The following is a 17,147-nucleotide window of genomic DNA, read 5'->3' as shown; positions in this document are numbered from 1 at the left end:
ATACAAAGGATAATTAACGACGGCCTCAGGGACGCGCCCTTACAACCCTTTGATACGCTGTTCGTATTCTACGATGCTCTCGGCATAGTATCGATTGGGTGCGACATGATTTCCGACGATCACTTCGATCAGGAACGGGCCCTCATACTCGGCCGCGGCGGCCAGCGCCTCGTCCAGTTCCTCCAGCGTCGTCGCCTTCGCGGAGGCAACGCCCAGGCTGTTGGCGAAGGACTTCCAGTCGTGGCTCGGCAGAGCGGTGTAATCAGCCGATACGCCACGGTTCTGAAGCGTGTCGATATGCATGGCACCATGGGCGCTGTTGTTCATTACGACAAAGGTCATTTTGACCTGATAACGAGCGGCGGTCTGGATCTCCATGCCATGCATCAGCATGCAGCCGTCACCGGTCACCACCACGCAGTCGCGGTGCGGTGCCGCCAGTTTGATGCCAATACCGGCGCATATCGCCCAGCCCATCGGCGCCAGGGAGCTTGAGGTGTGGTAATCACCGCGCCCGCTGGCCAGCCAGTGGTGGGCCATAAAGATACGGTGCGCCCCGGAGTCAACCACCACGTTGGTGTCCTCGTCCATGCGGCTGCGGATGCGTTTGATGACATCACCGGGATACATGTTGGCTTCACCTGCGGCCTGGCGCGCCTGCAAGTCAGGCAGTTGCTGTTCAAGCGGCAATTGACGCACCTGTTCAAGCCAGCCATCGCGCAGCGCCTTGATACCGGCCAGGTGCGCGTCGTCGTCGCTGACCGCATCCAGCAGGTGTTGTACCCCACCGGTCAGGCTGGAGAAAATCTGCATGTCCGGCTGATAGTGCGAACTGACCTTGTCAAAGTCTTCGTCAATCACCACCAGCGTTTTGGTGCCGTGCAGCCGCGGGTTCCAGTTCAGGCTGTCACGCTGGCTAAGGTCGCATCCCAGCACCAGCAGTACGTCCACGTCATCGCCGTTGATGGTTTCCACCGCACGAGTATGGCCGGCGAATCCATACAGGCCAAGCGCCAGCTCGTGCCCTTCAGGGAACGCCCCCTTGCCGGACAGCGTGGTGGCGACCGGCAGACGATACTTCTCCGCCAGGCGCAGCAGCAGTTCGGCATCCTGCGGATTATTCATGCGGTTGCCCACCAGGCAGGCAACTTTCAAGCCGCGCAGCAGGTAATCGTCCAGCACCTGATCCAACCCTTGCTGGTCGATCGCCGCTTCGCGGCACTGTGGTGTGCGCTGTGGATCTGCAGCATGACTGCCGGCCACCGCTTTCTTTTGCATGTCGACCGGTACGCTTAAATAAGCGCGGCCTTTACGCTGGGTGTTCAGGCAAGACAAACTGCGCCGCAGTTCATGCTGCAACGTCAGATTATTTTTCACTTCGATGGCGGCGGAAAGCAGAGGTTTGACGATAGTCAGCTCATCGATGCCACTATTGCTGCCGTCCTGAAAAGCGCCCTGCGCTTCATGATAGGTAGCGATGCCGCCGGCCAGATACAGCACCGGGATCTTATCGGCCTGAGCCGCAGCCATCGCCGGCAGGAAATTCATGGTGCCCGGGCCGGAGATGCCGAGGCAAACGCCGAACTTGCGGCTGGCACGGGCGTAACCATCGGCCATAAAACCGCAGGCAGTTTCATGAGCGCCGACGATGCCGGTAATGCCGGAATGTTCAATGGATTTAATTAGTGGGTACACGAGCTTGCCCGGTACCAGGAATATGTATTGAATGCCGCGTGCTTCAAGACCCTGGATAATCACATCAGCGTTGCTTCTCTCTGCCGCTTTCGCGCCAGGCGTCGCAATAACCCTGATACCATCCGCAGTTGCCAGTGCTACGGGGGTGTATAACTTCTCTGCGTGAGACTCCATTTTTCATGTCCAGTCGTGGTGGGCCAACCTGATTCAGAGTCAATCCCACCAGGCGGTTAGCCCACAGAGACAGGCTCTCATGCGCATCTGCTTACGCGTTAGGGTAACATTGATACAAAAATGTGCGCCAGATCACAGCATAAACGTTGATAAGCATAAAGATTGTTTAGTAAAAATAAAGATGCAAAACTGCTTCACGTTGATGCATTTATTCATATCCTGAAACATAATAAATAATTATGATACGTGGGCTTCATTTGCAGCCAAAACCAGAGCCAAAGCGGCTGCGCGAGAATGAACACTGATAAGACCGATAAGCCTGTACAAAGGAAATGGCATGATGAATTGGGATGACGCACGCTTCTTCCTGGCAGTAGCACGCTGCGGTACTTTACGAAAAGCCGCCAATGAACTACACGTCGACCAGGCCACTGTCGGCCGACGCATTACCGCGTTTGAAGAAAGCCTGGGATCGAAGCTGTTTATCCGCACGCCGAAATCATTTTCCCTCAGTCCGCTGGGCGAGGAAATGCTGGCGGACGTAATGAATATGGAAAACTCGGTGCAGGCAATTGGCCGCAAAGCCACCAGCGGCGACGACAGCCTGTGCGGTAACGTGCGCATCGCCACCACCGACACCATGGCCGAGGCCTTTGTCATTCCGGCGTTGAAGGATTTGCGTGAGCAGCACCCATTAATCACCGTCACACTGCTGACGGCGGTTAATATCTCCGATATTTCTTATCGCGGCGCGGATCTGGCGATCCGTGGCGCACGGCCCGATTCTGATGAGTTGATTATCAAGCGCATGGCGACCATCGAAATGGGGATGTACGCGACGCAAGACTATCTCGATAAACACGGCCAGCCAACCAAAGGCGACCACCTGCGCGGCCACGATTTGCTGATGTTTCCGCGCGAACTGGTGCCGCGCCACTGGAATAATTTCTGTGGCGAGGCGCTGATCGATCCCAACGTCGTTTTGCAATGCAATTCACAGTTGCTGCTGCGCTCGGCGACGCGGAGCGGTTTGGGGATTGGTCTGCTGTCCTCCTTCCTGGCGGATAAGGATCCGGACCTGGTGCGCATCTTCCCGGAAAATAAGGACTGGGTGGATATCTGGCTGGTGCTGCACCCCGACCTGCAGCGCGCTGCGCGGGTGCGCGCCGTCGTGCAGGCGCTGGAAGCGTCGTTTAAAAATAACCCAGGCTGATTCTCTCACCCGTCCCTGCCCCGCCCCAATAGAAAAAGGTCGCCGAAGCGACCTTTTTTACTGCCTTGATGCCTATCAGAACATCGGCTGCGCCATCTGCACCAGCGTAATCAGCGGCTGAGGGTAGACACCCAACAGCAGCACCAACGCGGCGGAGATCAGCACTACCACACCGCCTGCAGTCAACGCCCAGTTGTTCGGGGTATCGCGTTGCAGAGCTTCCGGCGCGCTGAGGAACAGGCTGACGGTCACACGCAGGTAGTAGTACAAACCGATGGCACTGCCCAGTACCACAGCACCGGTCAGCCACCACAGGTGAGCGCTGACGCCCATCGCGATAACGAAGAACTTACCGATAAAGCCCAAGGTCATCGGGATACCGGCCAGAGACAGCATCATCACCGTCATGACCGCGGAAAGAATCGGCTTATGCCAGAACAGACCACGGTAGGAGAACAGCGAATCGGCGTCCGGGCCACGGTACGGGCTGGACATCAGGCTAACCACACCGAACGCGCCCAGGCTGCTGAACAGGTAACCGGCCAGGTAAACACCGGCGGTTTCCAGCGACAGTTGATGGGTTTGCACCGCAATCAACGCCACCAGCAGATAACCCAGGTGGGCGATCGACGAGTAACCCAGCAGACGCTTGATGTTGGTCTGGCTGATGGCCATCAGGTTGCCGAACAGAATTGAACCGACGGCAATGATCGACAGCACCATACGCAGCGCTTCGCTGTCGGCGGCCGGGGCATACAGGAACAGACGCATCACTACGGCGAAGATCGCAATCTTGCTGGCAGTGGCCAGGAAGGTAGAGACCGGCGCAGGCGCCCCCTGATACACATCCGGCGTCCACAGTTGGAACGGCACCAGAGACAGCTTGAAGCCCAGACCCACAATCATCATGCCCATACCGGCCAGGATCAGCGGTTGATGCATCATGTTTTCGTGCAGGCTCTTGCCCAGACCGGCCAGCGACAGATCACCGGACTCGGCATACAACAGCGCCATACCGAACAGCAGGAATGACGAAGCCGCAGCGGACAGCAGCATGTACTTGATAGCGGCTTCCAGCGGACGCTTCTGGCGGTAGGCGTAACCCACCAGGCCGAACAGCGGCAGCGAGATCAGTTCAATACCGAGGAACAGCGACGCCAGGTGGTTGGCGCTAGCCAACAGAATGCCACCCAGCGTGGCAATCAGCACCAGCAGGTAGAACTCTTCGCGGTTGTCCGGGTAACCCACCAGCCATGGATAGGCGAAGGTACAGGTCGCCAGGCTCGCCAGTATCACCAGCCCGGTATAGAACATCGAGTAGCCGTCAACCCGCAGCAGCGGGGTGACGTCCATTGGGCCTGCCTGGCCGACAAAATACAGCGAAAGCAGCGCCAGGTTTAGACCGATCACGGTCAGTGTGGCGTTGATAAAGTGGTCGCGTCGCCACGCAATGCCTAGCATCACAACCACCACCGTCAATCCGACGATCAACAGCGGTAGCAGTGCGATCAGTTGTTGAGGAGTTATTGTCATGGCGAATTACGGCCTTGTTGTTGAAATTGCTGAAACTGACGAACCAAACCAGTGTTGCACGTTGCTCATCGCCGCATTAGACGTGTCCAGAATCGGCTGCGGGTAAACCCCCAGCAGAACCAGCAACACCACCAACAGCAGAATGATGAACAGTTCGCGCGCGGTCATGCCCGGCAACGGTTGCTCCGATTTAGCTTTGCCGTAATAGGCGCGCTGCATCATGATCAACGAGTAAACCGAAGCAAACACCAGACCGAAGGTAGAAATCACGGTGATCACCGGCACCACCTGGAAGCTGCCGAACAGGATCATGAATTCGCCGACGAAGTTACCGGTCCCCGGCATCCCCAAGGTGGCTACCGCGAAGAACAGCGACAGCGCAGGGATGTACTTGATACGCCCCCACAGGCCGCCCATCTCGCGCATGTCACGGGTATGCAGACGTTCGTACAACTGGCCACAGATGATGAACATGCCGGCCGCAGACAGGCCGTGCGCAATCATCTGAATCACCGCGCCCTGGTAAGCCAGTTGGCTGCCAGTGTAGATGGCGATCAGCACAAAGCCCATGTGCGATACCGAGGTGTAAGCGATCAGACGTTTAATGTCGGTCTGCGCGAACGCCATCCAGGCACCGTAGAAGATACCGACCACGCCCAGCCACATGGCGATTGGCGCAAACTCGTGTGACGCTTCCGGGAACAACGGCAGGCTGAAACGCAGCATGCCGTAGGCCGCCGTCTTCAGCAAGATCCCCGCCAGGTCAACGGAACCTGCGGTTGGCGCCTGGCTATGCGCATCAGGCAGCCAGCCGTGCAACGGCACCACCGGCATTTTCACCGCGAAGGCGATGAAGAAGCCCAGCATCAGCAGATATTGCACGTTGTGCGACATTGGCGTTTGCAGCAGATCTTCATAATCGAAGGTCCACACGCCGGTCGCATTGTAGTGCACGAACACCAGGCCCATAATCGCAATCAGCATCACCAGACCGCTGGCCTGGGTATAGATGAAGAATTTGGTGGCCGCGGTGATACGGGTTTTACCGTCCGACGCCTTGTGGCCCCACAGGGCGATCAGGAAGTACATCGGCACCAACATCATTTCCCAGAAGAAGAAGAACAGGAACATGTCGATGGCGAGGAACACGCCGATTACCCCACCCAGGATCCACAGCAGGTTCAGGTGGAAGAAGCCCTGGTATTTCTGGATTTCACGCCAGGAACAGAGGATAGCCAACACACCCAGCAGGCCGGTCAGCACCACCATCAGCAGTGAAAGTCCGTCCAGCGCCAGGTGGATGGAAATACCGAAGCGAGGGATCCACGGCAGCAGGAATTCAGACTGCCATTGCGGGATGCCTTTCGGCGTAGTCAACGTGTAGCCACCCTGCATCCACAGATGCAGAGAAAGCGCCAATGTCAGCCCCATTGCGATCAACGCAATCCAGCGCGGCACCTTAGTACCGAAGCGCTCAAACTGCCAGCACAGCAGACCGCCAATAAAGGGGATAAGAATTAGCCAAGGTAATAGCATGGCGTTTTGTGTCCCTTATTCTACCGTTGTCTTTCACGCTGTAGCCTTGTTGGCTGCGGGCGTTTACCCCTGTCACTTACCTAAGTAAGCCCCAGGGGATGCTCGCACTTGCCGCCTAGCTACAACGCGAAATCCATACGGTATAAAACATTGTACATAGCACAGAGCTATGCCCGATAAATGCTTTAAATTATTATCAACAGCGCCAATACGACCACTGCACCCACACCCATAGACGCTATATACCAACGCACCTGGCCGTTCTCGCTCACCGTCAGGCCACGGTTCCCCCAGCGGGAGAAAATGGCCGGCAGGTTCATCATCGAGTTCAGCGGATCGCGCTGCAGCAGTTTCGCAATGCCCAGGTAAGGCTTGACGAAGACTTTGTCATACAGCCAATCGAAGCCCCAGGCATGGAACCACCAGGTCGAGAAGAAACGCCCCGGCGCGCTTTTAGCGATGCTGGTGACCAGGCTGCGTTTGCCCAACCACAGCGCTGCCGCCAGCAGGATACCGGCGATAGCCACCACGCCTGAGGTAATTTCCAGTTGCAGCACGCTGCCGTGCGCCAGCTCGGTGGTATCCGGCAGTACGCCCTGCAATGGCGGAACGATCATCGCGCCAACGAAGGTGGACAGAACCAGCAGAACCAACAGCGGCAGGTGGTGAGTGATGCCTTTACCGGCATGCGCTTTGATTTTCTCTTCGCCATGGAACACGATGAAAATCATACGGAAGGTGTAGAGCGAGGTCATGAACGCCCCGACCAGACCGGCAATCATCAGGTTGAGGTGACCGTTCGCCATTGCGCCCGCCAGGATCTCATCCTTACTGAAGAAGCCGGCGGTGATCAGCGGCAACGCCGACAGCGCAGCGCCACCCACCAGGAAGCAGACGTAAACCAGCGGAATGCTCTTGCGCAGGCCGCCCATCTTGAAGATGTTCTGCTCATGATGGCAGGCCAGGATCACCGAACCGGAAGACAGGAACAGCAACGCCTTGAAGAACGCGTGGGTCATCAGGTGGAAGATCGCCGCATCCCACGCCTGCACGCCCAACGCCAGGAACATGTAGCCAATCTGGCTCATGGTGGAGTAAGCAAGCACGCGTTTGATGTCGGTCTGCACCAGCGCGGCAAAGCCGGCCAGCACCAGGGTCACAGCCCCGACGATACCCACCAGATGCAGCACTTCCGGCGCCATCAGGAACAGGCCGTGAGTACGGGCAATCAGGTAAACACCGGCGGTTACCATGGTCGCAGCGTGGATCAGCGCTGAAACCGGGGTTGGGCCCGCCATTGCGTCAGCCAGCCAGGTCTGCAACGGCAGCTGCGCCGATTTACCGACCGCGCCGCCCAGCAGCATCAGGGTAGCCCAGGTGATGGCGGTATCGCCGACGGCCAGCTTCTGCGGTGCCAGAATCATCAGTTCGCGGATGTTCAGCGTGCCCAGCTCGTTGTAGAGAATGAACAGCGCGAACGCCAGGAACACGTCGCCGACGCGGGTCACGATAAAGGCTTTCATCGCCGCCGCGCCGTTGGCCGGATCCTTGTAGTAGAAACCGATCAACAGGTAGCTGCACAGGCCCACGCCTTCCCAGCCCAGGTACATCAGCAACAGGTTGTCTGCCAGTACCAATATCACCATGCTGGCGATAAACAGGTTGGTGTAAGCGAAGAAGCGCGAATACCCCTCTTCACCGCGCATGTACCAGGAAGCGAACATGTGGATGAAGAAACCGACGCCGGTAACCACAGACAGCATGGTCAGCGACAGGCCGTCCAGCGTCAGCGTCACGCCGATATTGAAGTTGCCGACGGTCATCCAGTTCCACAGGCTTTGCTCAAACAGCTGCACGCCGGTGGCTTTCTGGGCGAAGAAATCCATCGCCACATGCACCGTAACCAGCGCAGCCAGGCCGATAGAGCCTACCCCGACGGTCGCCGAGACGTTTTCAGACCAGCGGCCACGGGAAAATGCCAACAGCAGGAACCCGATCAGCGGTAGCAGAATAGTTAAATATAATAGGTTCATCCGCGCATCTCACTGACAGTATCGATATTCAGGGTATGACGACGACGGTAGAGCTGCAGCAGCAACGCCAGGCCAATGCTGGCCTCGGCAGCCGCCAGGCTGATCGCCAGGATATACATCACCTGCCCGTCCGGTTGGCCCCAATAGCTGCCCGCCACGATAAACGCCAAAGCTGCGGCGTTAATCATCACTTCCAGGCTGATCAACATAAACAGCAGGTTGCGACGGAGCGTCAGCCCGGTCAGGCCGAGCACGAACAGGATCGCCGCCAGGATCAGACCATGTTGAAGAGGGATCATGCTTGCTCCTCCGATTTTCTTCTCGCCATTTCGCTACTGGCCGGCGCGTTGCTCAACACTTCGCCCGGTTTGTGCTCGCGGCCAATGTGGAAGGCAACAACCAGACCTGCCAACAGCAGCATTGAAGCCAGTTCAACCGCCAGAACGTAAGGACCGAACAGGCTGATCCCCACAGCTTTAGCGTCAACCATCTCACCGCTGATGCCCTGATCGGACAGGCTGCGGATAGCGACAATCAGCACCACCAACAGCGCCAGCGACATCAGACCAGGCCCGATCCACACCGACGGCTTCAGCCACTCGCGCTCCTGCTGCTGTACCGCGTTGCCGAGGTTCAGCATCATCACCACGAACACGAACAGCACCATGATGGCACCGGCGTAAACGATGATTTCCAGCGCGGCGGCAAAGTACGCGCCGAGTGAGAAAAAGACTGCAGAGATCGCCAGTAACGAGACGATCAGATACAGCAACGCATGCACAGGATTGGTATGCGAGATCACGCGAATCGTCGCGACAATCGCAATCAACCCTGCCAGATAAAAGGCAATTTCCATGCTTGCTGGCTCCTTAAGGCAACAGACCTTTGACGTCGATCGGTTTGGCTTCATTTTCGGCTTCGCCCTTGGCTTTGCCGTCAATCGCCATACCGGCCATCCGGTAGAAGTTATATTCCGGATATTTACCCGGCCCCGAGATCAACAGATCTTCTTTTTCGTACACCAGATCCTGGCGCTTGAACTCACCCATTTCGAAATCCGGCGTCAGCTGGATTGCGGTGGTCGGGCAAGCTTCTTCGCACAGGCCGCAGAAAATGCAGCGCGAGAAGTTGATGCGGAAGAACTCCGGATACCAACGGCCGTCTTTCTGTTCTGCTTTTTGCAGCGAGATACAGCCAACCGGGCAGGCAACCGCACACAGGTTACAGGCCACGCAACGCTCTTCGCCGTCCGGATCGCGCGTCAGCACGATGCGGCCACGGTAGCGCGGCGGCAGGTAAACAGGTTCTTCCGGATACATCTGGGTTTCGCGCTTGGCGAAGGCGTGCAGGCCTATCATCCAAATGCTGCGCACCTGGGTGCCGAAACCAACCAATAACTCTTTCAATGTCATGGTTTATTCACCCCTTATTGAGCGTTGTACAAAATGACGGCGGCGGTCGCCAGCATGTTCAGCAGCGTCAGCGGCAGGCACACTTTCCAGCCGAAAGACATCACTTGGTCATAGCGCGGACGTGGCAGAGCAGCACGAATCAGAATGAACATCATCATGAAGAAAGCCGTTTTCAGCGCGAACCAGATGAATGGCGGCAGGAACGGACCCTGCCAGCCGCCGAAGAACAACGTCACAATCAGGGCGGAAACGGTGACGATACCGATGTATTCACCCACGAAGAACAGACCGAACTTCATGCCGGAATATTCAATGTGGTAGCCGTCAGCCAGTTCCTGCTCGGCTTCCGGTTGGTCAAACGGGTGACGGTGACACACCGCAACCCCGGCAATCGCAAAGGTAATAAAACCAAAGAATTGCGGAATGACGTTCCAGACGTGAGCCTGCGATTCAACGATGGCCTGCATGTTGAACGAATCAGCCTGCATCACAACGCCCATCAGCGACAGGCCGAGAAACACTTCGTAGCTCAGGGTTTGCGCAGAAGCACGCATCGCCCCCAACAGCGAGTATTTGTTGTTGCTCGACCAGCCGGCGAACAGCACGGCGTAAACCGCCAGGCCGGCCATCATCAGGAAGAACAGAATACCGATGTTGAGGTCGGACACCGCCCAGGTCGGGCTGACCGGGACGATGGCAAATGCCAGCAACAGGGAAGTAAAGGCGATCATCGGCGCCAGGGTGAAGATCACCCGGTCGGAGAATTTCGGTACCCAGTCTTCCTTGAAGAACATTTTGATCATGTCGGCGACCAGCTGCAACGAGCCGCCCCAGCCGACACGGTTCGGTCCATAACGGTTCTGGAACAGGCCGAGCAGACGGCGTTCGCCGAAGCTCATGAATGCCCCACAGCTCACTACGACCAGCAGGATCACTACCGCTTTAAGAATGGAGATCAGAATGTCGATCACCTCAGGGGTAAACCAGCTCATCGTGTTGCCTCCCGCAGATTTTCAACCGTTGCGCCCACCAGCACCGGTGGGATCCCTGGCAAGCCAAGCGGCAAACCAACCTGGCCCTGGGTCAGAGTTTCACTCAGACGCACCGGCAGACGAAGCTGCTGGCCCGCACAGCTGAACTCCACCAGCGCACCGGCATTGACGCCAAGCGCAGCGGCATCGGCCGGGTTCACCATCACATAAGCTTCTGGCATACGCTGCTGGATCACACCGGAACGCTGTGACATTTCATCACTGCCGAACAGGTGGTAATACGGCGCGACACGCCAGCCTTCCGCATGATTAAAGGCGGCAGGCACGTGGGTGAAGTAGCCCAGGTTACCCTCCCCTGCTTCGATCAGGCGGATACCCGGATCGCCATGACGCAGCTTGCCACCCACTTCGGCCTGGAACTTGTTCCATGCCTGCGGTGAGTTCCAGCCTGGCGCCCAGGCGAACGGGATCTGCTGACGATCGGCCAGCGGGCTGTTGTTCCCTTCCATCGAGAAGGAGAACATGGTGTCTTTATCCTGCGGCTGACGCGGTTCATGCACGCTGATGTTGGCACGCATGGCGGTACGGCCACTGGAGCGGTGCGGAGAACGGGCCAGCTTCTGGCCGCGAATGCGGAAACTTGCATCCGGCGCAGCCTCCACAATGCCCTGCAACTGCGGTAGCGCCGCGACGCAGGCGGCGATCACGTCGTCAAGCTGCGTCCAGTCCACGTGGCGGCTGGTGTAGGTGGAGTGCAGCGAGTGCATCCAGCGCCAGCTTTCCAGCATCACGGTGTAAACGTCTTTCTTCGCATCGTCGTAGTAAGCCGGATCGTAAACCTGGAAGAAGCGCTGCGCGCGACCTTCCTGGTTGACCAGCGTACCGTCGCTTTCAGCGAAGCTGGCCGCTGACAGGATAAGGTTGGCCTTATCCATGATCGCGGTGCGCTGGTGATCGGCCACGATCAGGTTGCTGACCTTCGCCAGTGCAGCGTCCACTTTCGCCGCCGGTGCGTGACGGTAAAGATCGTTTTCCATCACGATGGCAGTGTCGGCTTCGCCGCTTTCCAGTTTCGCCAAGGCTTCATCGAGCGAACCGCCGCCGATCATCGACAGACCGACGCTGTTGGCGGCGCTGGCGACGAAGGTAATGCCAACGTCAGAACCGCGATCCTTCAGCGCCTTGGCGATGTTGGCCGCCGCTTCGATGATGGCTTCGCTGCCGGCGTTGCTGCCGGTAACGATCAGCGGTTTGCGCGCATCGGTCAGTGCCTGCACGATGATGTCAACTTTCTTGTTCAGGTCGGCAGCCAAATCGCTGACCGCCGGCGCTGCGTTGTCCAGCGCATGGGCAATGGCAAAACCAAAGCGAGCCTGATCGTCCACCGGCGCACGGTAGTTCCACGCCGCGATGTCGTCCAGACGGGTGTTATCCACGTTGGTGACGAACAGCGGGTGTTTGGCGCGTTGACCGATGTTTTGTATTGCCGCAATCTGCCAGTCGGCAACGCGCTGTGCCGCAGCCATCGCACGTGCCTTGCCCTTCACGGCCTGGCGAACCGACAGCGCGATGCGTGCGCCGGTCTGGGTCAAATCTTCGCCCAGAACCAGAACGGCATCGTAGTCTTCGATTTCGCGCAGCGCCGGGGTGTAAACGCCGCTGTTTTGCAGCACATTCAGCATCAGGTTCAGGCGTGCCTGCTCAGACTGGGCAATACCGGTGTAGAAATTCTCGGCGCCAACCAGTTCACGCAGCGCAAAGTTGCTTTCCAGGCTGGCGCGTGGCGAGCCGATACCGATGGTTTTCTTTGCCTGACGCAGAATGTCCGCCGCGCCCTGCATCGCCTGTTCGGCGTTCAGGGTGATCCAGTCATTGCCGCGCAGTTGCTGCGGCTGACGCGGACGATCTTTCTGGTTCACATAGCCATAGCCAAAGCGGCCGCGGTCACACAGGAAATAGTGGTTCACGCTGCCGTTGTAGCGGTTTTCGATACGACGCAGTTCGCCATAGCGCTCGCCTGGGCTGGTGTTACAACCGATGCTGCACTGCTGACAGATGCTTGGCGCAAACTGCATATCCCACTTACGGTTATACCGCTCGGAGTGAGTTTTGTCGGTGAACACGCCGGTCGGACACACTTCCACCAGGTTACCGGAGAACTCGCTTTCCAGCGTGCCGCTTTCCGTACGCCCGAAGTAGACGTTGTCGTGCGCGCCGTACACGCCGAAATCGGTACCATCCGCGTAATCTTTGTAGTAGCGCACGCAACGGTAACAGGCGATACAGCGGTTCATCTCATGCGAGATAAACGGCCCCAGCTCCTGATTGTTGTGGGTACGCTTACTGAACCGGTATTTACGGAAGCTGTGGCCGGTCATTACTGTCATATCCTGCAGGTGACAGTTACCGCCTTCTTCACATACCGGACAGTCGTGCGGGTGGTTGGTCATCAACCACTCGACCACGCTTTCGCGGAACTGTTTGGCTTCGGAATCGTCGATGGAAATAAAGGTTCCATCCGATGCCGGTGTCATACAAGACATCACCAAACGGCCACGCGTATCTTCCGCGTTTTGGTATTGCTTTACCGCACATTGGCGGCAAGCGCCGACGCTTCCCAGCGCCGGATGCCAGCAAAAGTAAGGAATATCGAGCCCGAGGGAGAGACAAGCCTGCAGCAGGTTGTCGGCGCCATCTACGTCGTATTCTTTGCCGTCTACATGAATCGTAGCCATAGTCAGCATGCTTCCAAGTGGCCTGCCTTGCGGCAGGCGTTAATCAAAAATTCTGGCCGTGTTGTCGGAACGAGCCGGCTTACCAGCGTTGCTTCAGCAGATTGTTCGGCTGGATACCGCCAATCGCATGCGCGTTGCTGAAGTGCTTAACGGCTATGCCCGCTTCAAACTCTTCACGGAAATATTTAATCGCGCTTTGCAGTGGCTCTACGGCACCTGGCGCATGAGCGCAGAAGGTTTTACCTGGGCCAAGAGAACGGCACAGCTGCTCGAGGGTTTCGATATCCCCCGGCTGCCCTTCGCCATTCTCCAGCGCGCGCAGGATCTTCACGCTCCACGGCAGGCCATCGCGGCATGGCGTGCACCAACCGCAAGACTCGCGTGCGAAGAACTCTTCCAGGTTACGCACCAGCGGAACCATGCCGATTTCGTGATCCACCGCCATCGCCAGCGCGGTGCCGAGACGGCTGCCGGCTTTGCCGATGCTCTCGAAATCCATCGGCAGATCGAGGTGATCGGCGGTCAAAAAGTCGGTGCCCGCGCCGCCTGGCTGCCAGGCTTTGAAGCGCAGACCGTCACGCATGCCGCCGGCGTAATCTTCCAGAATTTCACGTGCGGTGATGCCAAACGGCAGTTCCCAAACGCCTGGGTTTTTCACCCGGCCCGAGAACCCCATCAGTTTGGTGCCGGCATCCTTGCTTTTGCCACCGTTGATCCCCTGATACCACTCAATGCCGTTCGCCAGGATTGCCGGAACGTTGCACAGGGTTTCTACGTTGTTTACGCAGGTTGGCTTGCCCCAGACGCCGGAGGAAGCCGGGAAAGGCGGTTTGGAACGCGGGTTGGCACGACGGCCTTCCAGCGAGTTGATCAGAGCGGTTTCTTCGCCGCAGATATAGCGGCCGGCGCCGGTATGGACGATCAGTTCGAAATCGAAGCCGCTGCCCATGATGTTTTTGCCAAGCAGGCCCGCTTCGGTCGCTTCAGCGATGGCGCGACGCAGATGCACCGCCGCCTCGATATATTCGCCACGCAGGAAGATGTAGCCGCGATAGGCTTTCAGCGCGAACGCGGAAATCAACATGCCTTCCACCAGCAGGTGCGGCAGTTGCTCCATCAGCAAGCGGTCTTTATAGGTGCCCGGCTCCATTTCATCGGCGTTACACAGCAGGTAACGGATGTTCATGGATTCGTCTTTCGGCATCAGGCTCCACTTCAAACCGGTGGAGAAACCTGCGCCGCCACGGCCTTTCAGCCCGGCGTCTTTCACCAGGTTGACGATCTCGTCCGGGGCCAGGCCCTTGATGGCTTTCTCAGCGCCTGCATAACCGTTTTTGCTGCGGTATTCATCCAGCCAGACCGGCTGTTTGTCATCGCGCAGCCGCCAGGTCAGCGGGTGCATTTCGGGAGTGCGTACAATGTCTTTAATCATTGATACTGCTCCAGTAGCTTCTCGATATCTTCAGGCTTCAGCTGACTGTGAGTATCCTCATCAATCATCATGGTTGGCCCTTTATCGCAGTTGCCCAGGCAACAGGTCGGCAGCAGTGTGAAGCGACCATCAAAGGTGGTTTGACCCGGTTTGATGCTCAGTTTTTTCTCGATGGCGGCCTGAATGCCCTGGTACCCGGTGATGTGGCAGACAACGCTGTCACAATAACGGATCACGTGACGCCCTACCGGCTGACGGAAAATCTGGCTGTAGAACGTGGCCACGCCTTCTACGTCGCTGGCAGGAATGCCCAGCACTTCCGCGATGGCGTAAATCGCACCGTCCGGAACCCAACCGCGCTGCTTCTGCACAATTTTCAGTGCTTCGATGGAGGCGGCGCGTGGATCCTCGTAATGGTGCTTTTCGTGCTCGATCGCATCACGTTCTTCCGCGCTCAGTACAAATGCATCAGCGCCGCTCTGGGGAGCGGCTGCATTGATTGGCTCAAGCGCATCGTTGACTGCGTGATTGTCTTTTTGAGAGTGCATAGTTAGCGGTCCACATCTGACATTACAAAATCGATACTGCCCAGATAGACGATCAGGTCGGAGACCAGGCTGCCACGGATTACCGCAGGGATTTGCTGCAGGTGAGCAAAACTTGGCGTACGTACCCGGGTGCGGTAGCTCATGGTGCTGCCGTCGCTGGTCAGGTAGTAGCTGTTGATCCCTTTAGTGGCTTCAATCATCTGGAATGATTCGTTGGCTGGCATCACCGGGCCCCAGGAAACCTGCAGGAAGTGGGTGATCAGCGTTTCAATATGCTGCAGCGTGCGCTCTTTCGGCGGCGGCGTGGTCAGCGGGTGATCGGCCTTGAACGGGCCTTCCGGCATGTTGTTCAGGCACTGTTCGAGGATGCGCAGACTCTGGCGCAGCTCTTCCACCTTCAACATTACGCGGGTGTAGCAGTCGCTGTTGCCGTCGCCGACCGGGATTTCGAAGTCGAAATTCTCATAGCCGGAATACGGGCGCCATTTGCGCACGTCGAACTCGATGCCGGTGGCTCGCAGGCCGGCGCCGGTCACGCCCCATTCCAGCGCTTCTTTGGCATTGTAGGACGCAACGCCGACAGAACGGCCCTTCAGGATGCTGTTCTTCAACGCGGCCTTGACGTAAGAATCCAGACGTTTCGGCATCCACTCGAGGAACTCACGCAGCAGGCGATCCCAACCGCGCGGCAGATCATGCGCGACGCCGCCGATGCGGAACCAGGCCGGGTGCATACGGAAACCGGTGATCGCTTCAACCAGATCGTAGATTTTCTGACGGTCGGTAAAGGCGAAGAACACCGGGGTCATTGCGCCGACGTCCTGAATGAAGGTACTGATGTACAACAGGTGGCTGTTGATGCGGAACAGTTCAGACAGCATTACGCGGATGGTGTCAACGCGATCCGGCACCTTGATCCCGGCCAGTTTCTCAACTGCCAGCACATAAGGCATTTCGTTTACGCAGCCACCGAGGTATTCGATGCGGTCGGTGTACGGAATGTAGCTGTGCCAGGACTGGCGTTCGCCCATTTTCTCGGCACCGCGGTGGTGATAACCGATATCCGGCACGCAGTCGACGATCTCTTCGCCGTCCAGCTGCAGAATAATACGGAACGCACCGTGCGCAGACGGGTGGTTCGGACCGAGGTTGAGGAACATAAAGTCCTCGTTTTCGGTGCCGCGTTTCATGCCCCACTCTTCCGGTTTGAAAGTCAGCGACTCCATTTCCAGATCTTCTTTCTGTTTGGTCAACACAAAGGGATCGAACTCGGTGGCGCGTGCCGGGTAATCTTTACGCAGTGGGTGGCCTTCCCAGGTCTGCGGCATCATGATGCGCGTCAGGTGCGGGTGGCCGTCGAAGGTAATACCGAACATTTCCCAGGTTTCACGCTCATACCAGTTGGCATTCGGGAATACCTTGGTCGCCGTGGGCACGTGCAGGTCTTTTTCAGACAGCGCCACTTTCAGCATGATGTCGCGGTTACGTTCGATGGAAATCAGATGGTAGAAAACAGAAAAATCCGCGGCAGGCAAACCGTCGCGGTGGGTGCGAAGACGCTCGTCTACGCCATGCAGATCGAACAGCATGACATAAGGCTTCGGCTGTTTTCTCAGGAACGTCATTACTTCCAGTAACTGGTCAGGTTTAACCCATACCACGGGCATTCCGGTACGGGTGGGCTGAACAGTAAAGGCTTCCGGCCCAAAGCGGTTGCGCAGTTCGCCAATCACCGGATCGTCTTGGTGATCCCTGGTTTGCCATGATGGCAGGGCGTCGTGCGTCGTTGAATCTGTCATAATTTTTTTTCACCACACTAAAGGGTTATTTCGCCGCAAGTTCAC

At 57.6% G+C, this 17,147-nt stretch carries 13 protein-coding genes; 1 reads left to right on the top strand and 12 read right to left on the bottom strand.

Features of this window, described 5'->3' with window-relative positions; translation table 11 throughout:
* Positions 1–39 precede the first annotated feature (39 nt).
* Positions 40–1,869, bottom strand: a complete 1,830-nt coding sequence (locus tag SPL01S_RS00130; RefSeq protein ID WP_063196808.1) for a thiamine pyrophosphate-binding protein — start codon at positions 1,867–1,869, stop codon at positions 40–42.
* A 337-nt stretch (positions 1,870–2,206) separates the two neighbouring features.
* Here SPL01S_RS00130 and SPL01S_RS00125 point away from each other — a divergent pair, with 337 nt between their 5' ends.
* Positions 2,207–3,082, top strand: coding sequence for a LysR family transcriptional regulator (locus SPL01S_RS00125; RefSeq protein WP_062868099.1), 876 nt, complete (start codon positions 2,207–2,209; stop codon positions 3,080–3,082).
* 75 nt (positions 3,083–3,157) lie between these two features.
* Here the strand turns inward: SPL01S_RS00125 and nuoN are convergent, their stop codons facing one another.
* From nuoN to nuoC, 11 genes are all read right to left on the bottom strand, one after another.
* The gene (nuoN, locus tag SPL01S_RS00120; protein ID WP_004947238.1) at positions 3,158–4,615 is read right to left on the bottom strand and encodes an NADH-quinone oxidoreductase subunit NuoN; all 1,458 of its coding nucleotides are present in this window, start codon (positions 4,613–4,615) and stop codon (positions 3,158–3,160) included.
* Positions 4,616–4,621: 6 nt separating this feature from the next.
* Entirely contained in the window at positions 4,622–6,151 is a 1,530-nt protein-coding gene (gene nuoM / locus SPL01S_RS00115) for an NADH-quinone oxidoreductase subunit M (protein ID WP_004947242.1), read from the bottom strand.
* Between the two features lie 185 nt (positions 6,152–6,336).
* Positions 6,337–8,184, bottom strand: a complete 1,848-nt coding sequence (gene nuoL / locus SPL01S_RS00110) for an NADH-quinone oxidoreductase subunit L (RefSeq protein WP_013813889.1) — start codon at positions 8,182–8,184, stop codon at positions 6,337–6,339.
* The gene (gene nuoK, locus SPL01S_RS00105) at positions 8,181–8,483 is read right to left on the bottom strand and encodes an NADH-quinone oxidoreductase subunit NuoK (RefSeq protein WP_004947249.1); all 303 of its coding nucleotides are present in this window, start codon (positions 8,481–8,483) and stop codon (positions 8,181–8,183) included. Before nuoK ends, nuoL begins: the two co-directional genes overlap by 4 nt.
* Complete coding sequence (gene nuoJ, locus SPL01S_RS00100) at positions 8,480–9,040, bottom strand: NADH-quinone oxidoreductase subunit J (RefSeq protein WP_013813890.1); 561 nt, start codon at positions 9,038–9,040, stop codon at positions 8,480–8,482. Before nuoJ ends, nuoK begins: the two co-directional genes overlap by 4 nt.
* A gap of 13 nt (positions 9,041–9,053) precedes the next feature.
* Entirely contained in the window at positions 9,054–9,596 is a 543-nt protein-coding gene (gene nuoI / locus SPL01S_RS00095; RefSeq protein ID WP_004947256.1) for an NADH-quinone oxidoreductase subunit NuoI, read from the bottom strand.
* 14 nt (positions 9,597–9,610) lie between these two features.
* The gene (gene nuoH / locus SPL01S_RS00090) at positions 9,611–10,588 is read right to left on the bottom strand and encodes an NADH-quinone oxidoreductase subunit NuoH (protein ID WP_062792113.1); all 978 of its coding nucleotides are present in this window, start codon (positions 10,586–10,588) and stop codon (positions 9,611–9,613) included.
* Positions 10,585–13,323 carry an NADH-quinone oxidoreductase subunit NuoG gene (gene nuoG, locus SPL01S_RS00085; protein WP_120978395.1) on the bottom strand — a complete coding sequence of 913 codons (2,739 nt, stop codon included), beginning with the start codon at positions 13,321–13,323 and terminating at the stop codon, positions 10,585–10,587. The genes nuoH and nuoG overlap by 4 nt, the downstream gene beginning before the upstream one ends.
* 79 nt (positions 13,324–13,402) lie before the next feature.
* Positions 13,403–14,755, bottom strand: a complete 1,353-nt coding sequence (gene nuoF, locus SPL01S_RS00080) for an NADH-quinone oxidoreductase subunit NuoF (RefSeq protein ID WP_004947269.1) — start codon at positions 14,753–14,755, stop codon at positions 13,403–13,405.
* Complete coding sequence (gene nuoE, locus SPL01S_RS00075) at positions 14,752–15,303, bottom strand: NADH-quinone oxidoreductase subunit NuoE (RefSeq protein ID WP_062868101.1); 552 nt, start codon at positions 15,301–15,303, stop codon at positions 14,752–14,754. Before nuoE ends, nuoF begins: the two co-directional genes overlap by 4 nt.
* A 2-nt stretch (positions 15,304–15,305) precedes the next feature.
* A complete protein-coding gene (nuoC, locus tag SPL01S_RS00070; RefSeq protein ID WP_004947275.1) occupies positions 15,306–17,102 on the bottom strand; it encodes an NADH-quinone oxidoreductase subunit C/D in 1,797 nt (598 codons plus the stop codon).
* Positions 17,103–17,147: the final 45 nt, after the last annotated feature.

The organism is Serratia plymuthica NBRC 102599, from assembly GCF_001590925.1.
Lineage (GTDB): Bacteria > Pseudomonadota > Gammaproteobacteria > Enterobacterales > Enterobacteriaceae > Serratia > Serratia plymuthica.
The sequence above is the reverse complement of the archived record's forward strand: the minus strand, read 5'-3'. Positions and strand labels throughout refer to the sequence as shown.